The organism is Telluria sp. LT2P80, assembly GCF_059685955.1.
Genome location: NZ_JCASIO010000003.1, coordinates 262015 through 286346 on the forward strand (window position 1 = coordinate 262015; position 24332 = coordinate 286346).

Genomic DNA, 24332 nt, shown 5'->3' on the forward strand with positions numbered 1-24332 from the left:
TCGTCGAATAAGCGTAATTACCTATACTAGGTGTTTCGCTCTGCGAACGACCATTTCACAAAAACTGTTGACACTCACGTTTTCGGTATGTGAATATCCGACTCAAGCCCAGCCGGAGATGCCGGGCATAGGAGACAAGAATGGACTCGATCCAGTCACTGGAAGACCCTTTGCTGGCGGCACCCGCCACCTCGCAAGAGCTACAGCAAGAGTTACCACAAGCGCCCCAGGATGACGCGCCCGACGAAGACAACGGCAAGGACCGCCAGTTCGTCACGGCTCTGGCGCGCGGCCTGGAAATCCTGCGCTGCTTCCGCCCGGGCGAGGCGTATCTCACCAATAGCGAGATGGCCAAGCGCACCGGCATGCCCAAGCCGACGATTTCACGCCTGACCTACACGCTGACCAAACTCGGCTACCTCACGTATTCGGCCGACCAGGGTCGCTACCAGCTCGGCGCGCCCGTGCTGGCGCTCGGCTACACCCTGCTCGCCAACCTCGACGTGCGCAAACTGGCCCGGCCGGCCATGCAGGAACTGGCTGAATACGCCCAGTGCAGCGTGGCGATCGGCATCCGCGACCGCCTGCACATGGTGTATGTCGAAGCCTGCCGCGGCAGCGCTGCGGTCACGCTGCGGCGCGATGCCGGTTCGCGCATCCCGCTGGCCACCACCGCCATGGGCAAGGCCTATCTGTGCGGCCTGCCGCAAACCGACCGCGATTTTTTGATGGACCATATCCGCCTGACGGCCGACACCAACTGGCCCAAGATCAAGACCGACATCGAACAGGGCTTCAAGGATTACCAGGACCGCGGCTTCGTCCTGTCGTCCGGCCTGTGGGACGCGAACATCAGCGCAGTCGGCGTGCCGCTGCTCGACCAGGACATCGCCCGGACGATGGCATTCAATTGCGGTGGCCCGGCCTTTTTGCTGCCCTACGAAAAGCTGGTCGAGGACCTTGGTCCTCGCCTGGTGCAACTGGTGCGCAACGTCGAAATCAGCATGGGCCGGCATATCGGCTAGCGGTGCCGTGGTACCGGCAATCAAGGAGCGACGCCGCTGCACGCGGTGAGGCCCCCGGCTTGCCGTCGTTTTTGACTATTCCTACATTCACTAAAAAATAACGGAGACATGATGAAGGCAAACAAGATCGTCCTCGCCATCCTGGCACTGGGCACCGTCGGCAGCATCAACCTGGCAAGTGCCGAAGAATTTCTGGTCGGCGTGCAGATTCCGCTGACCGGACCGCTGGCCCGCGTCGGCCTGGGCACCCAGGAAGGCATCCGCGTCGCGGCCGAGGTCTTCAACAAGACCAACGGCAAGCACACGATCAAACTGATCACCGTCGACGACGAATCGGCGCCGGCCAAGGCCGTGGCTGCGGTGGAGAAGCTGGCAAGCCAGAACGTGGTCGCCATCACGGGCGGCTACGCGTCCAACAATATCTCCCCTGCCTCGGATGCTGCCGGCAAACTGGGCCTGGCCTATGTGACGTCGGGTGGCGTTGACGATGGCCTGGTCAATGCCGGGCGCAAGAATTTCTTCCGCATCAATAACACCCAGGGTTACCAGAAGGCCCTCGTCGGCCTGCTCACCGACCTCAACGTCAAGTCGGTGTCGATCATCTATTCGACCAAGGATGCGACCCACGGTCTGGCCTCGGACGTCGAAAAAACCCTGGCAGCCAAGGGCGTCAAAGTCGTCACGCACGCGTTCGACCCGTTGATCACCGACTTCAAGCCGATCATCAACAAGGTGAAACTGCGCGACCGCTCCGAATTCATCGTCATGGTCGGCTACGAAAACGACTACGTCGGCATCCTGCGCGCCGCGCGGGTCCTCAAGCCAAGCATCAAGGGCGTCGCCGGCGTGTGGTCGCTGGCAACGCCGAAGATGGCGGCCGATTTCCCGGACCTGATGCCGAACGTGTACGGCACCGCCGTGCTCCCATACCCGGTGCAGTTCTCGACTGAAGAAGGCAAGCGCTTTGCCGACGGCTACAAGGCGCTGCTGAACAAGGACCCGGATTACCTGGGCCAGTTCGGCTACGTCCAGTCGATGCTGCTGTTCGAAGCGATCGCACGCGCCGCCGACAAGGGCACGCTGAAAAAAGGCGGCGTGGTCGAAGAAATGCGCAAGACCGATCGCCAGACCCTGATCGGCCGGGTGCAGTTCGATGCCCGGGGCGACAACCCGAACTTCACGCAGCGCATGGGCCAGCACCAGGGCAAGAAGGTCGAACTGGTATGGCCGAAAGAATCGGCGACCGCCAAGCCGGTCTATCCGGGCCTGCCCTGGTAACGCTGTAAGCGCATGAGCGAGACGGGCAGGATCCCCCTGCCCGCGTGAATAATCGATTGGATGCAGAAATGACGGACTTGATTCTACAAGCCGTGTATTCCGGGTTGTTGCAGGGCGGCTCCTACGCCCTGATTGCACTGGGACTGGCGCTCGTGTTCGGCGCCATGAACGTGATCAACCTGGCGCACGGCGAACTGGTATTGCTGGCGGCCTACATCGCCTACACGGTCGAATCGCAACTCGGCTGGAATCCGCTGGCCGCGATTCCCGCCGCCGTGATCATCGTGACCATCACCTCGAGCCTGCTGTACTTCCTGGTCAGCCGGGTGACGGTGCACCGCGAAATCAATTCACTGACGCTGACCTTCGGCGTCGGCGTGATCCTCACCAACCTGGTCCTGATGATCTGGAGCGCCGACGTGCGCACCACGAGCTCGACCTGGATGCAGGAAGCCTTCATCGTTGGCGAGCTCTACAGCATGCGCAGCGAAGTGCTGTTCTTCGGCGTGAGCCTCGTTTTGATCGTGGCGCTGTGGTGGTGGCTGTCGCGCAGCTGGTATGGCCGCGCCGTGCGCGCCGTGTCGAGCAACCGCGACGCCGCCAAGCTGATGGGGATCAACCCTGGCCGCACGGAGCTGGTGTCGTTCATCGTGGCCGGCATCCTGGCCGCCTTTGCCGGTGTCGCCCTGTTCAGTTATGGCGTCGTCACGCCGGGCTATGGCAGCGTACTGACCGTGAAAGCCTTCATCATTACCGTGCTGGCGGGCCTCGGCTCGATCCCCGGCGTCCTGATCGGGGCAATCCTGCTGGGCGTGGCCGAATCGCTGACGATCACGCTGGCCAGTTCGGCGCTGCAGGAACTGGCCGGGATGGGCCTGTTCCTGGTGGTGTTGTTCGTGATGCCCAATGGCCTGTTTGGTGTGGCACGGAGGCGCGGATGAAACTCAACAAACTCCTGATCGCCACGCTGGTGGCGACGTACCTCGTGGTGCCATTCGCGCTGGGCGGCAACAGCTATGTGATGAGCCTGGTCATCGCCTCGCTGATCATTGGCGGCGTCGCGCTGTCGTGGGCGCTGCTGGGCAACCTGGGTGGCATGGTCAGCTTCGGCCATGCGGCGTTCTTTGGCGTGGGCGCCTATACGTCGGCCGTGCTGACGATGCAGTACAACGTGCCGGTCTTCATCGGCCTGGTGCTGGGCGGCGTCGGTGCGGTGCTGTCGGCGGTCCTGATGCTGCCCGTCCTGCGCCTGCGGGGGCCCTACTTTGCGCTGGCAATCCTGGCGTATGCGCATATCTTCCGCATCGTTGCCACTGAATGGACCTCGGTCACGAACGGTGCCGGCGGCATTGCCAGGATCCCGACCCTGCCGACCGTGTTCGACTACAATTTCGGCACCCACACCGGCAATTACCTCGTCATCCTGACGATGGTGCTGCTGTTTGCCTGGGCCTATGACGTCATCCGCCGCAGCCCGCACGGCCTGGCCCTGCGCGCCATGCACGACAGCGAGGATGCCACGCGCGTGGTGGGCGTGAACAACACGCTGCTCAAGGGCCTGATGCTGCTGGTGTCGGCCTTCATGTGCGGCGCCGTGGGCGCCTTCAATGCGCACTACATCAACTTCCTCGAACCGGATTACGCCTTCAGTGCGGTGTGGGTGACGATCCCGATCGTCGCGGCGATCTTCGGCGGCTACCGTACCATCACGGGCCCGCTGATTGGCGCCGTCGTGGTGTACCTGGTCGATCAGTTATTCATCAAGAACTTCATGCCGACCGGACACCAGCTGGTTCTCGGCGTGGTGCTGGTCGTGATGATCATTGCCAGCCCGGATGGCCTGCTGGGCATGATCCGCCGGGCGCTAAGGAAAAAACATGCTGCAACTTGAAAACGTCACCGTCCGCTTCGGCGGCCTCACGGCGGTCAACGATGTCACGCTGGCGGTCGGCACGGGAGACCTGGTGGGCCTGGTCGGCGCCAACGGCGCTGGCAAGACCACGCTGTTCAATGCGATTTCGGGACTGGTGCGCCCGACCACGGGCCGCATCCTGTTCAATGGCGCGGATGTGCTCAAGGCGCCGATGTACCAGCGCGCGCGCATGGGCATCGGGCGTACCTTCCAGATTCCGCAGCCGATGCACGAGCTGACCGTGCGCCAGAACCTGGAGGTGGCGCAGCGCTTTGGCACCGGTTCGGTCGACAAGCGCCGCATCGACGAAATCCTGGACTTCACCAATCTGGCCGCCAAGGCCGGGCGTGATGCATCGAGTGGCCTGGCGCTGACCGAACTGAAGGCGCTCGAAGTGGCCAAGGCACTCTCGACCAACCCGAAACTGCTGCTGCTCGACGAAGTACTGGCGGGCCTGGAAACGAGCGGCAAGCGCAACTTCATGAACATGCTCAAGGACCTGCACGCCAAGTTCTCGGTCGGCATCCTGATCATCGAGCATGACATCGAAACCATCAGCAATCTGTGCCAGCGGGTGGCGGTGCTGAACTTCGGCGGCATGATTGCCGAAGGCACGCCGGCCGAGGTCTTCAACAACCCGGCTGTCATCAAGAGCTATACCGGAGGCGAGGTCGACCATGCTTGAAATCCAGAACGTGCGCGCTGGTTATGGCGCGATCAATGTGCTGTGGGATTTGTCGCTCAGCATCGCACCGGGCAAACTGACCACCATCATCGGCCAGAATGGCGCCGGCAAGACCACGCTGCTGCGCGCCATGATGGGGCTGATCCCCGTGTCGCAAGGCACCATCACGCTCGACGGCAAGCCGCTCAACGGCACGCCGACCTGGGACATGCACAAGGTGTCGATGGCGATGATTCCCGAAGGCCGCATGGTGTTTCGCGACATGACGGTCGAGGAAAACCTGATGATGGGCGCTTTTGCGCCGCAGCACCGCGCGCACGCGGCGCGCAACCTGGAGCGCTCGTTCGAGATGTTCCCGCGCCTGCGCGAGCGGCGCCGCCAGATGGCCGGTTCGCTGTCGGGTGGCGAGGCGCAGATGCTGGCCATGGCGCGCGGCCTGATGAGCGACCCGAAGGTCCTGATCATCGATGAGCCGTCGCTGGGCCTGGCGCCGGTGATGGTCAACGAGCTGTTCGCGATCCTCAAGCGACTCAAGGAAGATGGCCGCACGATGATCCTGGTCGAGCAGAACACGCACCGTGCGGTGGGCGTGGCCGACCACGTCTACCTGATGCAGAGCGGTAAAGTGGTGCTGTCGCAGGCGGCGAGCGAAGTGAGCCTCGAGCACCTGCACGGGCTGTATTTTTCGCGCGAGACCGGGGCCACGGCATGAATCTGACTGAACAATACGGCCCACGCGAGGCGATGGAATACGACGTCGTGGTCGTCGGCGGCGGCCCGGCCGGCCTGTCGGCGGCGATCCGCCTGAAACAGCTGGCCCTTAATAAAGGCCAGGAAGTCACGGTCTGCGTGCTGGAAAAAGGCGGTGAGCTGGGTGCGCATATCCTGTCCGGCGCCGTGATGGATCCGCGCGCGATGGATGAGCTGATCCCTGACTGGAAGGAACAAGGCGCACCGCTCAATACCGCCGTGACCGAAGACCGCGTCCTGTTCCTGAGCGAAACCAAATCGTATGCCACGCCGGCGTTTGCCATCCCGCCGGCACTGGCCAATCACGGCAACTACGTGATCTCGCTGGCCAATGTCGTGCGCTGGCTGGGCCAGCAAGCCGAAGCGCTGGGCGTGGAAATCTTTCCGGGCTTTCCGGCTGCTGAAATCCTGTACAACGAAGACGGCTCGGTCAAGGGCGTCGCAACCGGCAATATGGGGATGAAACGTGACGGCGAGCCGGGCCCCGAATTCCAGCTTGGCATGGAACTGCATGCCAAATACGCGTTCTTTGCCGAAGGCTCGCGCGGCCATCTGGGCCGCCAGCTGATGGCCAAGTACGAACTGAACAAGGGCAAAGATCCGCAGACCTACGGCATCGGCATCAAGGAACTGTGGGAAATCGATCCGGCCAGGCACCAGCCGGGCCTGGTGATCCACACGGCCGGCTGGCCGCTGCCAAACGACACGTATGGCGGCTCGTTCCTGTACCACCTGGAGAACAACCAGGTTGCAGTCGGCTATGTGGTCGGGTTGTCGTACCAGAATCCGTACCTGTCGCCGTATGAAGAATTCCAGCGCTATAAAACGCACCCGGCGATTCGCGGTTTCTTCGAAGGCGGCAAGCGCATCTCGTACGGCGCGCGTTCGATTACCGCAGGCGGCCTGCAATCACTGCCGAAAACCGTATTCCCGGGCGGCGCGCTGATCGGCTGCGATGCGGGCTTTTTGAACACCAGCCGCATCAAGGGCAGCCACGCAGCGATCAAGACCGGCATGCTGGCGGCCGAGGCGGCGTTTGCCGCGCTGGGCGAAGGCCGCAAGAGCGACGAGCTCACGAGCTTCCCGGCTGCGTTTGAACAATCGTGGCTGCACGAAGAGCTGCACGTGGCACGCAACTTCAAACCCTGGATGAGCAAGGGCCTGGTGCTGGGCACGATCATGACGGGCATCGACCAGATCGTCTTCCGCGGCAAGGCGCCATGGACGCTGCACCACAAGCACGCCGACCATGAATGCCTGAAGCCGGCGGCGCAGTTCAAGCCGATCGTCTATCCGAAGCCGGATGGCAAGCTGACGTTTGATAAATTGTCGTCGGTGTTCATCTCGAACACCAATCACCGTGAAGACGAACCAATTCACCTGACGCTGAAGGATCCGAGCGTGCCCGTGGAAGTGAATCTGGCGAAATACGCGGGCCCCGAGCAGCGTTACTGTCCGGCCGGCGTCTACGAATACGTGAAGCGCGAAGACGGCGGCGATCGCCTGCAGATCAATGCCCAGAACTGCGTGCACTGCAAGACCTGCGACATCAAGGACCCGACCCAGAACATCGTCTGGGTGACGCCCGAAGGCGGCGGCGGCCCGAACTATCCGAATATGTAACGACCATTTTAGAGAAGAGACCATCATGACAACCAAAGCCGCTTTCCACTGGGATGACCCACTGCTGATCAACAGCCAGCTCACGGACGAAGAGCGCATGGTGCGCGACGCCAGCGCTGCCTATTGCCAGGACAAGCTGCGCCCGCGCGTGCTCGAAGCATTCCGTAATGAGTCGATGGATGTATCGATCTTCCGCGAGATGGGCGAACTGGGCCTGCTCGGCCCGACCATTCCCGAGCAATATGGTGGCCCGGCGCTGAACTACGTCGCCTACGGCCTGATCGCGCGTGAAGTCGAGCGCGTCGATTCGGGCTACCGCTCGATGATGAGCGTGCAGTCGTCGCTCGTCATGGTGCCGATCTTCGAATTCGGCAATGAAGCGACCAAGCAGAAATACCTGCCCAAATTGGCCACCGGCGAATGGATCGGCTGCTTCGGCTTGACCGAGCCGAACCACGGCTCGGATCCAGGCTCGATGATTTCGCGCGCCCGCAAGGTCGAGGGTGGCTACAGCCTCTCTGGCGCGAAAATGTGGATTACCAATTCGCCTGTGGCCGACGTGTTCGTCGTGTGGGCGAAGGATGACGAAGGCGCGATCCGTGGCTTCGTGCTGGAAAAAGGCTGGAAAGGTTTGTCGGCCCCGGCGATCCACGGCAAGTTCGGCCTGCGCGCGTCGGTCACCGGCGAAATCGTCATGGACAATGTGTTCTGCCCGGAAGAAAACGCATTCCCCGACGTGCGCGGCCTGAAAGGCCCGTTCACCTGCCTGAACTCGGCCCGCTACGGCATCGCCTGGGGCGCACTGGGTGCGGCGGAAGATTGCTGGCACACGGCGCGCCAGTACACGATGGACCGCCAGCAGTTCGGCAAACCGCTGGCGGCAAACCAGCTGGTGCAAAAGAAGCTGGCCGACATGCAGACCGAAATCACGCTCGGCCTGCAGGGCTGCCTGCGCCTGGGCCGGATGAAGGACGAAGGCACGGCGGCGCCGGAAATCACGTCGATCATGAAACGCAACTCGTGCGGCAAGTCGCTCGATATCGCCCGCGTGGCACGCGACATGCTGGGTGGGAATGGGATCTCGGATGAATTCGGCATCATCCGCCACATGGTCAATCTGGAAGTGGTCAACACCTACGAGGGCACGCATGACATCCATGCGCTGATCCTCGGCCGTGCACAGACCGGCATTGCGGCGTTCTGACCGGCGCAGTCTTCAGGCCGCCTGTACAACGTTCACATGGGCCTGGCCGTAGGGTGGACGGCTGCGCCGTCCACGCGTTTACCAATCCTTGGTGCGCCACAAAATCACATGATGCTGGACGCGTGGACGGCATAGCCGTCCACCCTACAGTGGATTGTTTGGACGCATCAATGCCCGCCCCATGGACCTCAGTCCTATGCCAGCGCCAGCGGCGCCGCGCGGCCACCTTTGACTGCCAGCGGCCCGGCAGCGTGATCCAGCTTGAACACCGCCAGCGCCTCCGACAACTGCGCTGTCTGATCCGTCAGCGACGTCGCAGCTGCCGAGGCTTCCTCGACCAGCGCCGAGTTCTGCTGCGTCATCTGGTCCATGTCGCTGATCGCCAGGCCAATCTGCTCGATGCCTTCGCTCTGGCGCTGACCGGCGTCGCTGATGTCGCCCATGATCGTCTGCACGCGGCGCACCGCAGCGACGATCTGTTCCATCGTGCTACCCGCCTGATCGACCAGCGCGCTGCCCGCATCGACCTTGGACACTGAGTCGCCGATCAATTCCTTGATTTCCTTGGCGGCAGTTGCGCTGCGCTGCGCCAGGTTGCGCACTTCGGACGCCACGACCGCGAAGCCACGGCCCTGTTCGCCTGCTCGGGCTGCCTCGACTGCGGCGTTCAGCGCCAGGATATTGGTCTGGAACGCGATGCCGTCGATCACCGAAATAATCTCGACGATCTTGGTGGCTGACGTGTTAATGGCGCTCATGGTCAACACCACATTGCCCACCACTTCGCCGCCGCGCGTGGCGATGTCGCTGGCCGAGACCACCAGGTCTTTGGCCTGATTGGCATTGGCGGCATTGGCGCGCACGGTATCGGTCAAGGCTTCCATCGCACGCGTCGTGTTCTCGAGGCGACCGGCCTGGAGTTCGGTGCGGCTGGCCAGGTCGGCATTGCCGCTGGCGATATCGCCACTGGCCGACGCGATCGTGTCGGCCGACGTCTTGATGCCGGCGACCATATTGGCCAGGCGATCGCGCATGTCGGACAGCGCAGCCAGCAAGCTGCTGTTGTCGCCCGGCTCGATGCGGATTGCCATCGACAGATTGCCGTCGGCGACCATGCGGGCAATGTCGCGCGCATATTCGGGTTCGCCGCCCAGTTGCTGCCAGATCGTGCGCACCATGAACCAGGACACCGCAATCAGCACGGCAATCACGATCAGGCCGGTGACGATGGTAACCGTCAGGACATTCGTCACGCTGGTTTCGCTGCGCGTGATGCCAGCCTTGAATTGCTGCTGCGCTTGTTCATTGACCTTGGCGACGTCGGTATTGAGTGTCGCAAGCGTCGACTGCATGCGCGTCACGACCGCCTGCGGATCGCCCTGCTCCATGTCGAGCATGATCCTGGCCGCCGAAACCGCCGGTGCATAATACTGTTCGAATTCTTTGCTGAGGCGCTCGCCGGTTGGCCCCATCCCGTCGATCTTGCCGAAGCTGGCCAGCTTGGCCCGCACCTTGTTGGCCTGTTCGCCAACCTGCGTCAGGCGCGCCTTGTCGCCTTCGCTGACGGCGTCGCGCAAGCCGTTGGTGACCGACTCGATGTCGCCCGCCAGTTCCTTGCTGATGTCGAGCGCCGGGTAATCCACGCTTTCAGTCGTGTGGATCGACGTGAGTGCCTTGTTGGCGATGCCGGCACTGACGGCGACCCCGAGGGTAAAAATGATGGCCGAGATGATCGGCAGTGCCCAGATCCTGCGTTTGATACTCATGCTGCCTGCTCCTGAAGTCAAAACCCGCCGCACGCGCGGCGGGGTACCGATAAATGATCAGGAACCGGAATAGACCACTTTGACCGACGCGTCGACCGCGCTCTTGTCGATATAGCCAATCGCTTTCGGGTCGGCGGCAACGGCTTTCTTGACGCCGGCGTTGTCGCCGACTTCCTTCGGCATCGTGGCCTTGCCGGTGAAGACCAGCTTCGACCAGAGTGCCTTGATCTGCGATGGATCCTTGTCCGTGACCTTCTTGTAGAACTCGGCGCGCGCCGGCGCGTTTTCCGCCTGGTCGACCGGGGTCATGGCGGTCGATTTACCCAGAAAGAACTGGGACACCTGGTCCTTGGTCAGCGACGACTCGGCGGCTTTCGCATTGACGACGACGACGACTTCGGCAGTGGCTGGCAGCGCGAGCAACAGTGCGCTCAGGATCACGCTTGCTTTAAACAATTGATTCATTGGGAAATCCTTAGAACACGAAGTCAAGCGCCGGCGCCGACGGTCACCGGGCCCTTGAAGCCGGGCTGGACGTTGATGAACTGGCCGTTGCCTTGCGGCTTGATGCGATCGACCTGGACCTTGAGCGCGGCCGAGGTCGTGAAGTCCCAGCGCACACCGATGCTGTCGGTGGTCTGGCTCGTGCCATCGATGGCCGTGGTCAGCGTGTTCATCAGGCCCGACAGCGCCGCCAGCGTTGGCGCGCATGCGAACGAGGCACCAGCTGGGCAGTTCGCAGGAATGGTGTTGGTCACACCCTTCGACATGATCTTGGCATGGGTGTAGTACGGCAGGAACTTGCCGAAGCGGTAACCGCCCATCACGTAGAACGACTTGGACGAACCCAGGAACGAATCCGGCATCTTGCGCTTGGCGTATTCGGTCAGGACAACGATATTCTTCCAGTCCATGGAAAGACCAGCGGACGTGAACGTGTACTTGCGGTCCTTGGTGTTGAGCAGCACGCCCATGTCGGCCACTTGCGGGACATTGAACGCGGCAGCAGTGTTGTTGAACGTGATCACGGCGGCGTCCAGTTGCGCGCTTTCCGACGATAGCTTGGTGCCGCTACGGCCCACGCGCACGATGAACGGGCCATGTTCGGCCGTCAGGTTCAGCGCGTACTGGTTGCGGGATTCGGCGGTAGGGCCGCCCGAGGTCTTGAACTCGCTGCGGCCGTAAGCGGCGGTTGCCGTGACGGTGGTGTCGGCGTACTGCTGCTGCCAGGTGATGTCGGCGCCGTCGATGTTATTGAGCGGCATCTGCGAATACAGTTCCTGCGGCGGACGCAGGAAGGTGTTGGCGTAGCCAACGTTGCGGTATTCCGAAATCATGAAGGCTGGCATGGCCATGCGGCCGACGCGGATGCTCAGGTCGTCCGACAGCTTGGCCTTGACGAAAGCCCACGACAGTTCGGCGCCGAAGCTGTCTTCGCCATCCTTGCGCACCAGACCCTGGCCGGTGACTGACAACCAGCTGTTGACGGTATAGTCGGCCTGCAAACCGAGATTCGAATCGACGCCGGTGCGTGGATCCTTTTTGACACCCGACGACTGGTTCGAACGGGCGAACTCGGCCTGGTCGGTGTCGGAAAACGTGAGAGCGCCGGTACCGAAACCGCTGATACGAACGGCGTTACTATCTTGAGCAAAGGCAGATGCGACGGCGAATGGCAAAGCGAGTGCCACCACGATGTTACGTGTTTTCATAAATTCCTGGGGATTACAATTGAAGTGGTTTGTTGAATGCAAAAAGCGGCGACAAGGCCTGCGCCGAATCGCATTTTCTGAGGCAATTGCATCCATCAGGAAACTGTTGCAGCAATGAAAATTCACAGAAAGTCACTTTTTGTGTTCAATATCTGTGATTCTGTTGTGAACTTCTAACGCATTATTGCAATTACCTTACGTCGGGCGTTGCACCCGGTAAGAGCTCAGGACCATGTGCGGCCCGAACAGGCCGCAATGCTTGTCCTGGCGTGCAGGCCGCCAATCAGGGCACCTGTGTAGCGGTCGAACGAAGGTGGCGCCGGACCGCGACGGATCGCGCGCAGCCGGCACCGCCATGTACTGACAGTCTGTCAGAACTTCGTTCTGACACCCACGACGAGACGCCTGCCAGGCAGGGGCGCGATATCCTTGAGCACCGAAGTCGACAAACGGATATCGTCATCCAGCAGATTCTTCGCCAGTGCGAACCAGGTCAGGTCAACGCCCTGCACGCGCTGCGTGTAGGACAGGTTGGCGTCGAGCTGGTTATAAGCCGGGGTGTCCTGCAGCTCGTTGGCGGCCAGGCGATCCTGCCCGCGCGCATGGACCAGCGACAGGCCGCCGCGCCACGCGCCCTCGCGGTAGCCGACGCTGGCGCCGATACGGTCTGCCGGCTGCAGCGGCAGGTTGCCACCGCCGTCGCCAAGCTCGCCGCGTGAAGTATCGCCAAACAGCCGGCCCGACCAGCCGGCGCCGGTCTGGTTATAGGTCAGCTCGGCTTCCGCACCATGAATGCGGGCACGGCGCTGCTCGAAGGTCCGGGTGCGCAATGCATCACCGGGATTGCCTTCCTCGTCGACCAAGTCGGTGCCGATGCGGCCAAAGATGTAATTGTCGATATTGTTGCGGAACAGGTTGGTTTTCCAGCGCACGAGGCCCGTGTTCTTTTGCAGCGTCAGTTCGACGTTGCGCGAGGTTTCCTTGTCGAAGTCGGGATTGCCGATGTCGAAAGTGGCAGTCGCGTCGTGCGGTCCGGCCGAGTACAGCTCTTCGATGGCAGGTGCACGCTGCGCATACGACAGCGTCGCCCCCACGCTGTAGCCCGGCATGAACGGCCAGGCCGCGCCCACCGAACCGGAACCGAGGTCAAAGGTGCGCTGCCTGCCGCTCACCGGCTCGCGCTTGACGTTTTCATAGCGCGCGCCGGCGCTCAGGCGCAGCGGACCGGCATCGCCCTCTTCCACCATGAACAATGCCGTGGTCTTCGAATGGGTCAGCGGCACGGTGTCCGGCCCGCCTTCGGCACTGAGCGCCGAGAAGTGGGTGTTCTCGGTCTGGGCGCCGACCGTGCCGCGCAGGCCGGCAATGGCCTCGTGCGTGAGTTCCAGCCGCGTTTCCAATGAGCGGTTATTGAAGATCACCTCGGGGCCATCCTCGCCCAGCTCGGCGTGCTCATAGTCGGTATAGCCGGCCTTGAAGCGCAGCGATTCGATGCCGCGCAACGGCTGTCTGAGCATGCTGTCGAAGTCGTAGCGGTCCTGCTTCTGGTCGATGCGCGAACCTTCGTCACTTGGAATGCCGTACAGGTTGGTCAGGTGCGACGCCGACACGCCGGCGTAGCCCCAGCCATCGACCCACGAGGCGCCGGCGCCGAGATTTTTTTCGCGCGTGTCCGAGTGCGGCAGGCGGCGCATCGCCGAGTCGGGGTCCTGCAGGACCCGGCGATCCGGAATGCGGTAATCGTCGGTGTCGCGCCAGTTGCCATCGACGTGCAGCGCGATCCTGCCGCTGGCGGCGTCCGCGCTGCCAGAGACATTCTTGCCATTGTCGACCGTGCTGTAGCGGGTCTCGACCTGGCCTGTCGGCGCGGCTTCGAGCCGGGTCGGGATGCGCTCGTTGACGACATTGACCAGGCCGCCAATCGCGCCGGAGCCGTACAACAGCGCCGCCGGGCCGCGCAGGATCTCGATCTGGCGCGCGACCGCGCCTTCGGCCGATACCGCATGGTCGTTCGACAGGCCCGACACGTCCGACACTGACATACCGTTTTCCAGCATTTTTACCCGCGAACCTTCCAGGCCGCGAATGATGGGGCGCGATGCGCCGGCGCCGAACGCCGACGCGGAGACACCGAGTTCCTGGGACAGCGTCTCGCCGAGCGAACTGCCCGCCTTGTCGCGCAGCTCGTCCCCGGCCAGCACCTTCGCCGGCGTCAGGATCTGGTCGTTTTCACTGTTGCGAAATGGCGAGGCAGTGACGATCACCTGCGGGGTGTCGTCCCCGGGTGCGGATTGGGCGTGGGCGGGCAGATTCCAGGCGAGCAGGATGGCGCTGGCGAGCAGCGTACGTTGAATATTCATGGATACAACCTCGAGCAAAATGGGTGCGAACGGCAATGCCACGGCGGCGCCACGGCAATGCATCGATGACAGCGGATCGAATCAGTTCGCCCGAGGGGGCCGCGCGGCAGGCACGCGCGGACGGGCTGCGCCCGCACAAGATCGGCGCCAAGCGCCAGTGGACCGGCAACGGCCGTTTGCGGTACGTGGCCCAGGTATTGCGGCAGCGGCAATCCGACATCCAACTGGGCATCGGCCGCGCATTCGGCGCAGAACTCCTGCAGCGCAGGTGCGTCCGGCTGACCGCCCGCTTGCTGCATGACATGGCGCTGCTGCGCGCTATGCCAGTGCGACAGCCCATGCGCCAGCGCCATCTGCTGCGAGACGAGCAATAACAGCGATAGCAGGCAATGAAGGATGGAACGGGGCATGCGCGGGGAATGGCAGTTGACCGGCGCATTCTACGTGATGCAGGTCGATTGCGACAGCAATCGTCCAAGACACGACCACATGCCCCTGATAACCAAGGGAAGGCCCTTAGGGCTTCTGCGCCGTGAGGGTGATCTCCTGCACCTTCGGCTCGCGCTCGGGTGTCAATGTAAAGCCGACGTTCACAACACCGCGCTCGCCAACCAGCGCAAACGTACCGCGCAAGGCATTTTCAGCGGCGATTGGCCCGACCGAGGTTATCTTGCCAATCGCGCTCAGCGTGGTACGCGCGTGGGCCATCCACTCGTCGCGCGAGCGGTCCAGGAAAAGGTTGTCGGCGGCGATCGCGTTGCCCAAACCGTCGTCCCACGACTGCACCAGTTGCGCCACCTGCCGGTGGCGCGTGGCCAGGATGGCCGACACGGGCACCGGCTGTGGGCCAAGACCGCCCCGCTCGATCAGCATCGCGAGCGCCTTGCCGGTGCGGCCATACACCGGACCGTAACGCAGGTTGGTGAAGGCAAAGACACCGACGCCATGCGCGGGCGCAAAATAGAACTGGCTGCCAAACCCCGGCAAGCCGCCCGAGTGACCGGTGATCACCACATCGCGGCTATCACGCTGCGTGTCAAGGCCATAGCCGTAGAAGCTCACGTCGGGATTGCGTGTTTTTCCATCTAGCATGGTTGCGTTGGCGGACAATCCGGTGAAGACATGCGGCTGTTGCATTTCGCGCACCGACGCCCGGCGCAGCGGCCCGCGCTCCGGTCCGCTGCGGGCTGGCCACGCATCGAGGTGGAATGCCACGTAACGCGCGAAGTCGTCGGCAGTGGTGATCAAGCCGCCCATGGCGGCGCCATCGCCGTCAGGCAGGATCGGTTCGGGCTCCCAGCGATCGCGATCCCAGCGGTATCCCAACGCAAGCTTGCCCGGCGCCGCCCGTGTGTATTCCCAGCGTGTGCTGGTCATGCCCAGCGGCTGCAGGATCTCGCGCGTGACGTAATCCTGGAAGCGCATGCCGGACACCTTGCTGACCACCTTGCCCAGCATGATGTAGCCGAGGTTGCTGTATTCGAAGCCTTGACCGGGCGTGGTGGAAAACGACAACCCGCCGGCAATCAGCTGTTCGAGCCTGCTACTGGACAACGCCATCTGGCGGTCGCCCCAGGGGTTGTCTTCGGGCAGCCCGGTGGTCATGGTCATCAGGTGCCGAATCGTCACTGCCGGCGAGTCGGAGGTCGGCAGCGTGACGTCGCGCAGTTCGGGCAGATAATCGGCAACCGGATCGTCCAGGCGCAGCTTGCCGCTGTCACGCAGCTTCAGCACCGCCATCGCCACGAAGCTCTTGGTCATGGAGGCGATACGAAATTCAGTGGCGCTGCTCGCAGCGATCTTGCGCTCGACGTCAGCCAGGCCAAGCGCCCGCACATGCACGAGCTTGCCGTCCAGGACCACGCCGTAGACCAGGCCCGGGAGATGCTCTCGGACAGCGAGCGCCGCGTACATGCGGTCGATCTCGGGAAGCAGCGCGGTGACGCGTTCAGGCCGGCCGGTTGCCGGCGTCTGCGCCTGACAGTTGGCGGCGGTAACGGTGAAAAACGTGAACACCACGACGGACAAGATACGGCAGTAACAGCGTTGCATGCCTGGTTCCTCTGGAAAGCGATAGCTGGTGAAAAGGTCGATTAGTCCGATTGCGGCGCGCCATTTGTCCGCGCCCGTGATTGGCGGGTCTGTTCGATCCGTGCACGTACGGCATCCGCCGTTATTTCTCGCTCGTAGCAGATCGGTGCGTAACCGCCCTGCCGGCTCCAGGCGCTTCGTCCACCGCAGGCACTGCCATTTCGCGTCACATTGTATGGACAAGGGCAGCGGCCAGGATACGACGCGATGGACTCTTCGATGATCTGGCGCTTGACCGTCTGCTCGCGCGCTGCGGCCGCCTCCTCACCATGCGCCGGCACACCGAGCGCCAAAGCGACGCTGATTACAGCGCAGCAGAGCCTGAATGTCATGAACCTTACCCCACAATGTTTGCCGCACAATGGCGCCCGCTGTCACTATAGCGACGATTCCTGCGAGAAAAAACGCGCTTTGTAACGATGCACGCCGCTCCCATTGCGACATCACCCGTCAGGCGACCCACCAAACACGCGCTCCATAAAATCGGTCATCGCGGCAATACTAAGAATGGCGCAATACTAATTGCAGTACTTATGTTGAAATTTTTCACCCGCTTGTCAGCTCACCGCGCTGTTTATTAATCTTGTTCAGATACGACCATCCTCGACTCCTGCCTAATTTTACGGAGAAAATCTGCAATAAAAGACTGAATCTTTTCACCCCAAATTCCGTTATGCCCATCAATAATTGATGAGTTAGTTCTGGCAACTAAAAACGGGGATGCTGCTCGGTCATCGGCCCTCGTCCGCTCCAGGCAAACATTATTGCTGCAAAAATGACTATACCAACTATCCTCGTATCCGGATGAAAATTCGACCTCCGAAGATATTTTTATTTCGTGGGTTGTGTAGTTTGTATAATTTCCTAAGGTAATTTTTTCTCGCTCGTGCCATCGGGTACCTATCAGCTGTCCGAGAGGAAAGGCGAAGCGCGTTGCATAGTCGTTTTCAGTGGCTATGGATAATAAAATCGGCTGCTGGCGCTGATGAAACTTTTCTTGCCAGCGTCGCGTTGAGTCGAATGCAGTATATCTAGCTGCATCAAAGGCCGGATTGAGCAAGATAGTGAAGTCAAGAACACCTTTAAAAGGCTTATAAATTCCGAAACGTTCACCAGGATGATGGGTCTGAAGTTCATGAAGTATTATAGGCGATGCAGCACTAAATAGAATTCGTGCTCCAAAGCTGTGACCAATGCCTACTATAAAGTCATCATCATTTTTTCGCTGACGTCGGACATTTTCAACTGCGCTAAGAAACTTTGAGAAGTTACCTCCTATGCTAACTCGGTCGGCAGCGCCTTTTCTTCCCCAGAAAGTCAGATTATCAAGTATTGGGAGCGAAAGGGATTGACCCGGCCAGGATACATAAATTCCTACAACATCAGTGTTTTCGGCCCCTTTATCGGAAATATTCTTAATCCAAGAGGTGAAATTATTAAGGTCGCTATCGCCCTCTTCAGCATTATGTTTCCACCCATGTACATAAATCACAACGAACTTCGACTTTTTTTCCTTAGCTATCCGTTGATTTCCACCACGAATTTCGAAAATCGCATCGCTCCATTGACAACGATCATGGAGCTCTCCCGCTTCAGTAAATTCAATAACCTTCACAATCGGACTTTTTGAGGGGCGGGGTGCAGATTCTGGATCGAAGTGTTCTCGCGAAGCTCGATCGATAGCACCGTTATATGGACACTCCCTTCTATCATCGGCGGTTAACTTTCCATGTTGGCATCCGCTCAAAGCAAGCAGAATCAGTACGCCAATTATCAGACGAAAAGAGATTTTCATTCTAGTTAATCCTATCCGATGGCAACGGGTGCGGAATTACGACTACACTATAATTCCGAAATGTATTTACATTCGATCATGTAAGAAATCTACCATACGGCAATTAAAATTAAAAGAACTTTCTTTGAAATAAAATAAGATGGACAAGTATCCAACGTCGCACTGAAAAAATAGGGTGCATCGAACTTGCGTATGAAATTTGGTATCTCACGTTGACATCTACGCGCTCACTGGCATTTGCACGGATGCAGCACTGGCAGACAGGAAGATTCATCTAAAATCTCCTGACAGACGACATCACAGGACGCATACGACATCACCCGCGAGGCGACCCACCAAACACGCGCTCCATAAACTCGGTCATCGCATCGACCGTTGGCGTGACCCAAGGATCAAACAACCAGAATGAATGCGGCGTACCAGGCAACGCAACCGTCTCGGCAACGACACCGTGCTCGTGCAGCTCTGCCGTCATCGCCTCGCGACCGACCGAAAAACGCGGGACGCTGCTCACGATGAACAATACCGGCGGACTCGCCCTGCTCACATGGTTGATCGGCGAGGCCTGCTGCCAGCGCGCCGGCTGCTCGGCATAGCGCCCGCCAAACCAGGCGCCGGCGGCGGACGGGCTCTTGGCCGGATCGTCCTCGTGGCGCCGTGCTTCTTCGCTCGTGAAATCCGACAGCCCGTCGATATTGATGACCGCCTGCACGGCGCCCTGGCTCGTCATGCCGACCAATGCAGCAATCTGCCCGCCAGCGGAACCGCCCGCGATCACCATCCGGTCGACGTCGGCGCCGTGGACCTCGGGATGCGCGTGCAGCCAGCGCAGCGCCTCCTTGACGTCATCAATCGCCGCCGGATAGCGCGCCTGACCCGACAGCCGATAGCTGACCGTGGCCGCCGCATAGCCGCGCGCGGCCAGCCTTGCTGCCAGCGGCGCCATCTCACTACGGTCGCCACTGCGCCAGCCGCCGCCATGCACCAGCACGACGATTGGCGCCGCTTGGTCTCGCGGCCCCGGCGAATACAGGTCGAGCGCCAGCGACAATTCACCCCGGCGCGCGTAGACGATGTCCTTGCGTACCCGGACCGGCGCCGGCGCCGTGCTGCTGGCGATGCGGATGTCGGGATAGGTGGCGACGAGTTTGCGGTACGTGGTCTCGGCGTTGTATGGCTGGGCGGTAGCGCTGTTCACGGCGCCGGCGATTGGCAACATCAGCCCGATCGCCAGCGGCCAGCGTGTCACAGCGACTCGCCCCGGAAGATGACCGAGCGGCTCACACTGGCGCCGGGCGCCAGCACGGTCAGGCCGGGGTAGCCCGGCATATTGTGGGCGTTGATCGGATGGTCGACCGGCTCGAAGCAGAAGAAATCGCGGCCCGGTGGTGCGTAAAGGATGAAGTAATCCATTGCCGCCTCGATCGAGAGGCCCACGCCCCGCCCCGGCCAGCGCACGCGCGCGACACCGTCCCAGCCGGCGAACGCGTTGTCGACGGCCTCTTTTGGCAGCGGCGCGAACGTGCGATAGTCCCAGGCCGGCGGTACGGCGCGCCGGCTCGACGGCAGCTTGTCGGCGCCCGACAGCCAGACCGCATCGGCGCGCGCCTGCAGCTGCGCGCCGCCCGGGTCGGGCAGCCACGGATGCAGACCCAGTCCGAATGGCAGCGCCACGGCGCCGGCATTGCGCACGGTGAGTTCGACGATCAGTGCGTCGTCATCGAGCGTGTAGCGCAGCGTGGCGTCATACGCGAGCGGCGCGAATTCGTGGCGCGTCAGGCGCAGCAGGATCGAATCGAAGGTCAGCGATTGCACGTCCCACGCCTGCTGCCAGCCATCGCCATGAATGGCGACTTTCTCGCCCGGGCGGTTCGGCGTTGGCACATACCGCTGGCCGGCGTATTCGAAGCCGGATGGCGCGATCCGGTTCGACCATGGCACCAGCGGGAAGCAGGCCAGTTGGCCCGGCTGCGGCATGCCCGAAAAATCCGGCGGCAGGCCGCGCAGCAGCGGCACCGGTTGCGCGCCGCGCAGCCAGTCCAGGCGCGCGAGGCCGCCGCCGATCTGCGGCACGATCTCGGCCGCCAGGCTGTGGTTGCGCAGGACGAGGCGTTGCAGCATGGGTCGCGCCGCGGGCATCAGTATTGCGGGCCGTCGAGCAGGAATTTACCGCCCTGGTAGATCGTCGTCACATCGTCCGGGGCCGGGAATTCGGCCGAATCCGGGAACAGGTGCGCAAAGGTGCGCGAACTGTCCTTGGGCTTGAAGCCCAGGTGCGCGACCAGCCGGTTGTCCCACCAGACGCTGTCGTTGTCCGACATGCCATAGACGATCGTGTGCCCGACGCGCGGCGCAAACAGCGCGCAGCGCAGCAGTTCGGTCAGGTCGTCATACGACAGATAGGTACTCATCATGCGCTTGTTGGCCGGCTCCGGGAAGCTCGAGCCGATCCGCACGCACACCGTCTCGATGCCGAAGCGGTCGTAGTAATAGCGCGACATCTGCTCGCCGAATACCTTCGACAGACCGTAGTAGCTGTCCGGGCGGGTCGGCGAATTCGCGTCGAGCATCTCGGTCGTGCGGTGGTAGCCGATCGCATGGTTCGAGCTGGCAAAGATCACGCGCTTCGTGCCGGCCTTGTGCAGCGCCTCGTACAGGTTGGCCACGCCCAGGATATTGGCCTGCATGATCGGCTCGAACGGCTTTTCAGTAGAGACGCCGCCAAAGTGCAGCACGGCGTCCACGCCCTCCAGCAGCTTGATCACCGCGTCACGGTCGGCCAGATCGCACCGGACGATCTCTTCGCCTTCCCGGGCTGCGCCCATGTCGACGACATCCGACAGTCGCACCACGTCGGCCCACGGCTTGATGCGATCGCGCAGCACCTTGCCCAGGCCGCCGGCCGCGCCGGTCAGCAGGATGCGTTTGAATGGCTTGCCCACTTTGTTCTCAACTTCGGTCATGCACGGTCTCCTGAATGTGTCTATTTGTAGATTACGTCACCGGCGCCGGATTGAACAGCGCCAGCGAATTGTGCAGCTTCCACTGTTCGGCCCAGGTCTGGCGCCCGCTGGCGACGTCGAGAATCAGGCGGAAGAGTTCCCAGCCCACGTCCTCGATACTCGCTTCGCCGGTGGCAATGCGGCCGGCGTCGACGTCCATCAGGTCGTGCCAGCGGCGTGCCAGCTCGGAGCGCGTCGCCATCTTGATCACGGGGACCGCAGCCAGGCCGTACGGCGTGCCGCGCCCCGTGGTAAACACGTGGACGTTCATGCCGGCGGCCATCTGCAGCGTACCGCAAATGAAGTCGCTGGCCGGCGTGGCCGCGTAGATCAGGCCTTTCTGCTTCAGTTTGTCGCCGGGCGAGAGCACGCCGGTAATCGCCGTGCTGCCCGACTTGACGATCGAGCCCATCGCCTTTTCGACGATGTTCGACAGGCCGCCCTTCTTGTTGCCGGGCGTGGTGTTCGCGCTGCGATCGACACCGCCGCGCACCAGGTAATCGTCATACCACTGCATCTCGCGCACCATCGCCGCGGCCACTTCGGGCGTGGCGGCGCGCGCCGTCAACTGGTCGATCCCGTCGCGCACTTCGGTCACTTCCGAGAACATCACGGCCGCGCCGGCGCGCACCAGCAGGTCGGTCGCAAAGCCGACGGCCGGATTGGCCGTCACGCCGGAGAACGCGTCGCTGCCGCCGCACTGCACGCCCACCACCAGTTCGGACGCCGGACAGGTGGTGCGCTGGCGGGCATTGAGCGCTTCCAGGTGGCGCTGCGCGGTGGCCATCAAGTTGTCGATCATCGACATGAACCCGACGTGCTGCGCATCCTGCAGGCACACGACCGATGGTTCGGCGGTGCCGATCGGGATCGAGCCGGCCGGGAACAGGCGCGTTGGCGGCAGCTTCTCGCAGCCAAGGCTCACGACCATCACGTTGTCGCCGAAATTCGGGTTCTTCGACAGGTTGCGCAGCGTGCGGATCGGGATCTCTGCGCCCGGCGCATCGATCGCCACGCCGCAGCCGTAATTGTGTTCGAGCGAGACGACGTCGTCGACGTTCGGATAGCGCGGCAGCAGTTCGGCCCGGATGCGCTTGACCGCATGTTCGATCACGCCCGACACGCACTGCACGGTGCTGGTCACGGCCAGCACGTTGCGGGTGCCGACCGACCCGTCACGATTGCGAAAGCCCTCGAAGGTGTAACCCTCGAGCGGCGGGAAGGCGGCAACCGCGTGCGTCCCCACCGGCAGGTCGTCGAGCGAGCGGGCGGCCGGCATGTGCAGCACCTTTTCCGAGATCCAGCTGCCGCGCGGGATCGCGCCATTGGCGTAGCCGATCGTCACGCCGTAGCGGATCACCGCGTCGCCGTCGAGCAGGTCGACCAGCGCGACCTTGTGCCCCTGCGGGACGCCCTCCACCAGCACCAGCCCGTCCGCAAGGACGGTGCCGGCCGGCAGGCCACCGTCGTTGGCGACGATCGCCACATTGTCGCTGGCTTGCATGCGGATAGTACGAGGGACGAGCTGGTTCATTGGTCTGCCTTATCTGGAAGTTCCGAGAAAGTATGCCATACAAAATCGAAAAGTGGCTAGTCCACCTTGCGATTTTGGTCTGACCAAATTAGAATGGCCTGACCAAAAGAGCGCTACCTGCACGACCAAGACACAGGTAAATACATAAGTGAAAATCACGATGCCGATTGGAGACAAATGAAACTGCATCTGCAACGCCCATTGCTTGCTGCCCTGCTGGGCTGCGCGTTGATATCCTCGTCCGCGCTGGCGCAGGGTCCGTACCGCAATCCCGACAACACGAATCTGGGCGACGCCGGCGAAGGCACCTACCCGATCCCCTATAAAAAGCCGGTGGTGGCGGAAGTCACCGCGCAGTTGCAGGCCATCCGCGCCTTCATGGACCGCGCGACGCCAACCCGCATCGTCAGCAAGCGCACCGGCCAGCCGATCACGGACCTGAAAAAGCCGAGCGCCGACGCGGTCTTTGAAAAGAGCGCCGGCGACTATGGGATCCAGGTCTACGAGATGGGCGTGGTGCATTCGGGCCTGCTCAAGGCTGCCGAGGTCACCAAGGACCAGGGCTTTACCGCCATGACCAAGCGCCACTTCGCCTTCTTTGCCGAGACACTGCCGTACTTTCGCGCACAGGAACAGCAGTTCAAGCTCGAACGGGCCAACAGCTTTTCGCGCTTTCTCGATCCCCGCTCGCTTGACGACGCCGGCTCGATGTGCGCCGCCCTGATCCGCGCGCGCGCCGCCAGGGTCGGGCCGGACCTCAAGCCCATGATCGACACCTGCAGCGACTGGGTCGCCAAGCGCCAGTTCCGGCTGGACGACGGCACGATGGCCCGCAAGCGCCCGCAGGAAGTCTCGCTGTGGGCCGACGACATGTACATGAGCATCCCGGCGCTGGCCGAGATGGGCCGGCTGACGGGCGAGCGCGCGTATTTCGACGACGCCGTCAACAATGTGATGGGCATGTCGAGCCGCATGTTCAATCCCCAGCTTGGCCTGTACACGCACGGCTGGCATGCGAACCACCCGGACGCGCCGCGCTTTTACTGGGCGCGCGCCAATGGCTGGGCGGTGCTGGCGATGTCCGACCTGCTCGACGTGCTGCCGAAAGACCATCCCGGCTACCCGAAAGTGCTGGCACAGCTGCGCGCGTCGCTCAAGGGCATCGCCGAACTGCAAAGCGGCAGCGGCCTGTGGCACCAGATGATCGACCGCAATGACTCGTATCTGGAAACATCGGCCAGCGCGATCTTCACCTATGTGTTCGCGCATGCGGTCAACCAGGGCTGGGTCAGCCCGACAACCTACGGCTCGATCGCGCAAGCCGGCTGGAATGCACTGTCCACCCGCATCACGGCGCTGGGTCAGGTGGAAGGCACGTGCGTGGGCACGACGCTGGCCGGCGACATGGTCTATTACTACCACCGCCCGACGAGCGTGGATGCGCTGCATGGCTACGGCCCGATGCTGCTGGCCGGCGCCGAGATCATCCGCCTGGTGACGAACCCCGCGTTCGAGGTGCAGCACAAGGTGCGCACGTACCACTACATGCCCAAAGGCGGGCAGACCGACTACCGCGAACACCACTGACCTCGGAG

20 protein-coding genes are annotated in these 24332 nt (G+C 62.1%); 10 read left to right on the forward strand and 10 right to left on the reverse strand.

Annotated elements, in window-relative coordinates:
• Window positions 1–140: 140 nt before the first annotated feature.
• The 8 genes from AC56LW_RS10440 to AC56LW_RS10475 all read left to right on the forward strand — a co-directional run bounded on the left by AC56LW_RS10440 (window position 141) and on the right by AC56LW_RS10475 (window position 8477).
• Entirely contained in the window at window positions 141–1025 is an 885-nt protein-coding gene (locus AC56LW_RS10440; protein ID WP_499634044.1) for an IclR family transcriptional regulator, read from the forward strand.
• Window positions 1026–1133: 108 nt separating this feature from the next.
• Window positions 1134–2303 (forward strand): ABC transporter substrate-binding protein, encoded by a 1170-nt coding sequence (locus AC56LW_RS10445; RefSeq protein WP_499634046.1) that lies wholly within the window; start codon window positions 1134–1136, stop codon window positions 2301–2303.
• Window positions 2304–2371: 68 nt separating this feature from the next.
• Window positions 2372–3244 carry a branched-chain amino acid ABC transporter permease gene (locus AC56LW_RS10450; protein WP_183552711.1) on the forward strand — a complete coding sequence of 291 codons (873 nt, stop codon included), beginning with the start codon at window positions 2372–2374 and terminating at the stop codon, window positions 3242–3244.
• Window positions 3241–4194: a branched-chain amino acid ABC transporter permease gene (locus tag AC56LW_RS10455; RefSeq protein ID WP_332531733.1), complete on the forward strand. Its 954-nt coding sequence runs from the start codon at window positions 3241–3243 to the stop codon at window positions 4192–4194. Before AC56LW_RS10450 ends, AC56LW_RS10455 begins: the two co-directional genes overlap by 4 nt.
• A complete protein-coding gene (locus AC56LW_RS10460) occupies window positions 4181–4900 on the forward strand; it encodes an ABC transporter ATP-binding protein (RefSeq protein WP_183552713.1) in 720 nt (239 codons plus the stop codon). Before AC56LW_RS10455 ends, AC56LW_RS10460 begins: the two co-directional genes overlap by 14 nt.
• A complete protein-coding gene (locus AC56LW_RS10465; RefSeq protein ID WP_499634048.1) occupies window positions 4893–5612 on the forward strand; it encodes an ABC transporter ATP-binding protein in 720 nt (239 codons plus the stop codon). Before AC56LW_RS10460 ends, AC56LW_RS10465 begins: the two co-directional genes overlap by 8 nt.
• Window positions 5613–5644: 32 nt before the next feature.
• Window positions 5645–7273 carry an electron transfer flavoprotein-ubiquinone oxidoreductase gene (locus AC56LW_RS10470; protein ID WP_499634439.1) on the forward strand — a complete coding sequence of 543 codons (1629 nt, stop codon included), beginning with the start codon at window positions 5645–5647 and terminating at the stop codon, window positions 7271–7273.
• Window positions 7274–7298: 25 nt separating this feature from the next.
• Window positions 7299–8477 (forward strand): acyl-CoA dehydrogenase, encoded by a 1179-nt coding sequence (locus tag AC56LW_RS10475; protein ID WP_499634050.1) that lies wholly within the window; start codon window positions 7299–7301, stop codon window positions 8475–8477.
• 194 nt (window positions 8478–8671) lie between these two features.
• Here AC56LW_RS10475 and AC56LW_RS10480 read toward each other — a convergent pair whose 3' ends face one another.
• The 4 genes from AC56LW_RS10480 to AC56LW_RS10495 all read right to left on the reverse strand — a co-directional run bounded on the left by AC56LW_RS10480 (window position 8672) and on the right by AC56LW_RS10495 (window position 14315).
• Window positions 8672–10243 carry a methyl-accepting chemotaxis protein gene (locus tag AC56LW_RS10480; RefSeq protein WP_499634051.1) on the reverse strand — a complete coding sequence of 524 codons (1572 nt, stop codon included), beginning with the start codon at window positions 10241–10243 and terminating at the stop codon, window positions 8672–8674.
• Window positions 10244–10300: 57 nt separating this feature from the next.
• A complete protein-coding gene (locus tag AC56LW_RS10485) occupies window positions 10301–10708 on the reverse strand; it encodes a hypothetical protein (RefSeq protein WP_499634053.1) in 408 nt (135 codons plus the stop codon).
• Window positions 10709–10731: 23 nt separating this feature from the next.
• A complete protein-coding gene (locus AC56LW_RS10490) occupies window positions 10732–11955 on the reverse strand; it encodes a hypothetical protein (RefSeq protein ID WP_499634054.1) in 1224 nt (407 codons plus the stop codon).
• Window positions 11956–12326: 371 nt separating this feature from the next.
• Complete coding sequence (locus AC56LW_RS10495; RefSeq protein WP_499634056.1) at window positions 12327–14315, reverse strand: TonB-dependent receptor; 1989 nt, start codon at window positions 14313–14315, stop codon at window positions 12327–12329.
• A 65-nt stretch (window positions 14316–14380) separates the two neighbouring features.
• Here AC56LW_RS10495 and AC56LW_RS10500 point away from each other — a divergent pair, with 65 nt between their 5' ends.
• Complete coding sequence (locus AC56LW_RS10500) at window positions 14381–14689, forward strand: hypothetical protein (protein ID WP_499634058.1); 309 nt, start codon at window positions 14381–14383, stop codon at window positions 14687–14689.
• A gap of 142 nt (window positions 14690–14831) precedes the next feature.
• Here the strand turns inward: AC56LW_RS10500 and AC56LW_RS10505 are convergent, their stop codons facing one another.
• The 6 genes from AC56LW_RS10505 to garD all read right to left on the reverse strand — a co-directional run bounded on the left by AC56LW_RS10505 (window position 14832) and on the right by garD (window position 22737).
• Entirely contained in the window at window positions 14832–16367 is a 1536-nt protein-coding gene (locus AC56LW_RS10505; protein ID WP_499634059.1) for a serine hydrolase domain-containing protein, read from the reverse strand.
• 616 nt (window positions 16368–16983) lie between these two features.
• The gene (locus AC56LW_RS10510) at window positions 16984–18201 is read right to left on the reverse strand and encodes a hypothetical protein (RefSeq protein WP_499634061.1); all 1218 of its coding nucleotides are present in this window, start codon (window positions 18199–18201) and stop codon (window positions 16984–16986) included.
• A gap of 316 nt (window positions 18202–18517) precedes the next feature.
• Window positions 18518–19450: an alpha/beta hydrolase fold domain-containing protein gene (locus AC56LW_RS10515; RefSeq protein WP_499634063.1), complete on the reverse strand. Its 933-nt coding sequence runs from the start codon at window positions 19448–19450 to the stop codon at window positions 18518–18520.
• Window positions 19447–20322 (reverse strand): aldose 1-epimerase, encoded by an 876-nt coding sequence (locus AC56LW_RS10520; RefSeq protein ID WP_499634065.1) that lies wholly within the window; start codon window positions 20320–20322, stop codon window positions 19447–19449. The genes AC56LW_RS10515 and AC56LW_RS10520 overlap by 4 nt, the downstream gene beginning before the upstream one ends.
• A 17-nt stretch (window positions 20323–20339) precedes the next feature.
• A complete protein-coding gene (locus AC56LW_RS10525; protein ID WP_499634067.1) occupies window positions 20340–21164 on the reverse strand; it encodes an NAD-dependent epimerase/dehydratase family protein in 825 nt (274 codons plus the stop codon).
• A gap of 31 nt (window positions 21165–21195) precedes the next feature.
• Entirely contained in the window at window positions 21196–22737 is a 1542-nt protein-coding gene (gene garD, locus AC56LW_RS10530) for a galactarate dehydratase (RefSeq protein ID WP_499634069.1), read from the reverse strand.
• A gap of 177 nt (window positions 22738–22914) precedes the next feature.
• On the opposite strand from garD, the gene AC56LW_RS10535 reads away from it, so the two are divergent.
• Window positions 22915–24324 (forward strand): glycoside hydrolase family 88/105 protein, encoded by a 1410-nt coding sequence (locus tag AC56LW_RS10535; RefSeq protein WP_499634071.1) that lies wholly within the window; start codon window positions 22915–22917, stop codon window positions 24322–24324.
• Window positions 24325–24332: the final 8 nt, after the last annotated feature.

What these genes read in the sequence shown, in the direction of transcription:
- AC56LW_RS10440 (WP_499634044.1), top strand. Translation starts at nt 141, where the DNA reads ATGGACTCGATCCAGTCACTGGAAGACCCTTTGCTGGCGGCACCCGCC.
- AC56LW_RS10445 (WP_499634046.1), top strand. Translation starts at nt 1,134, where the DNA reads ATGATGAAGGCAAACAAGATCGTCCTCGCCATCCTGGCACTGGGCACC.
- AC56LW_RS10450 (WP_183552711.1), top strand. Translation starts at nt 2,372, where the DNA reads ATGACGGACTTGATTCTACAAGCCGTGTATTCCGGGTTGTTGCAGGGC.
- AC56LW_RS10455 (WP_332531733.1), top strand. Translation starts at nt 3,241, where the DNA reads ATGAAACTCAACAAACTCCTGATCGCCACGCTGGTGGCGACGTACCTC.
- AC56LW_RS10460 (WP_183552713.1), top strand. Translation starts at nt 4,181, where the DNA reads ATGCTGCAACTTGAAAACGTCACCGTCCGCTTCGGCGGCCTCACGGCG.
- AC56LW_RS10465 (WP_499634048.1), top strand. Translation starts at nt 4,893, where the DNA reads ATGCTTGAAATCCAGAACGTGCGCGCTGGTTATGGCGCGATCAATGTG.
- AC56LW_RS10470 (WP_499634439.1), top strand. Translation starts at nt 5,645, where the DNA reads ATGGAATACGACGTCGTGGTCGTCGGCGGCGGCCCGGCCGGCCTGTCG.
- AC56LW_RS10475 (WP_499634050.1), top strand. Translation starts at nt 7,299, where the DNA reads ATGACAACCAAAGCCGCTTTCCACTGGGATGACCCACTGCTGATCAAC.
- AC56LW_RS10480 (WP_499634051.1), bottom strand. Translation starts at nt 10,243, where the DNA reads ATGAGTATCAAACGCAGGATCTGGGCACTGCCGATCATCTCGGCCATC.
- AC56LW_RS10485 (WP_499634053.1), bottom strand. Translation starts at nt 10,708, where the DNA reads ATGAATCAATTGTTTAAAGCAAGCGTGATCCTGAGCGCACTGTTGCTC.
- AC56LW_RS10490 (WP_499634054.1), bottom strand. Translation starts at nt 11,955, where the DNA reads ATGAAAACACGTAACATCGTGGTGGCACTCGCTTTGCCATTCGCCGTC.
- AC56LW_RS10495 (WP_499634056.1), bottom strand. Translation starts at nt 14,315, where the DNA reads ATGAATATTCAACGTACGCTGCTCGCCAGCGCCATCCTGCTCGCCTGG.
- AC56LW_RS10500 (WP_499634058.1), top strand. Translation starts at nt 14,381, where the DNA reads ATGACAGCGGATCGAATCAGTTCGCCCGAGGGGGCCGCGCGGCAGGCA.
- AC56LW_RS10505 (WP_499634059.1), bottom strand. Translation starts at nt 16,367, where the DNA reads ATGCAACGCTGTTACTGCCGTATCTTGTCCGTCGTGGTGTTCACGTTT.
- AC56LW_RS10510 (WP_499634061.1), bottom strand. Translation starts at nt 18,201, where the DNA reads ATGAAAATCTCTTTTCGTCTGATAATTGGCGTACTGATTCTGCTTGCT.
- AC56LW_RS10520 (WP_499634065.1), bottom strand. Translation starts at nt 20,322, where the DNA reads ATGCTGCAACGCCTCGTCCTGCGCAACCACAGCCTGGCGGCCGAGATC.
- AC56LW_RS10525 (WP_499634067.1), bottom strand. Translation starts at nt 21,164, where the DNA reads ATGACCGAAGTTGAGAACAAAGTGGGCAAGCCATTCAAACGCATCCTG.
- garD (WP_499634069.1), bottom strand. Translation starts at nt 22,737, where the DNA reads ATGAACCAGCTCGTCCCTCGTACTATCCGCATGCAAGCCAGCGACAAT.
- AC56LW_RS10535 (WP_499634071.1), top strand. Translation starts at nt 22,915, where the DNA reads ATGAAACTGCATCTGCAACGCCCATTGCTTGCTGCCCTGCTGGGCTGC.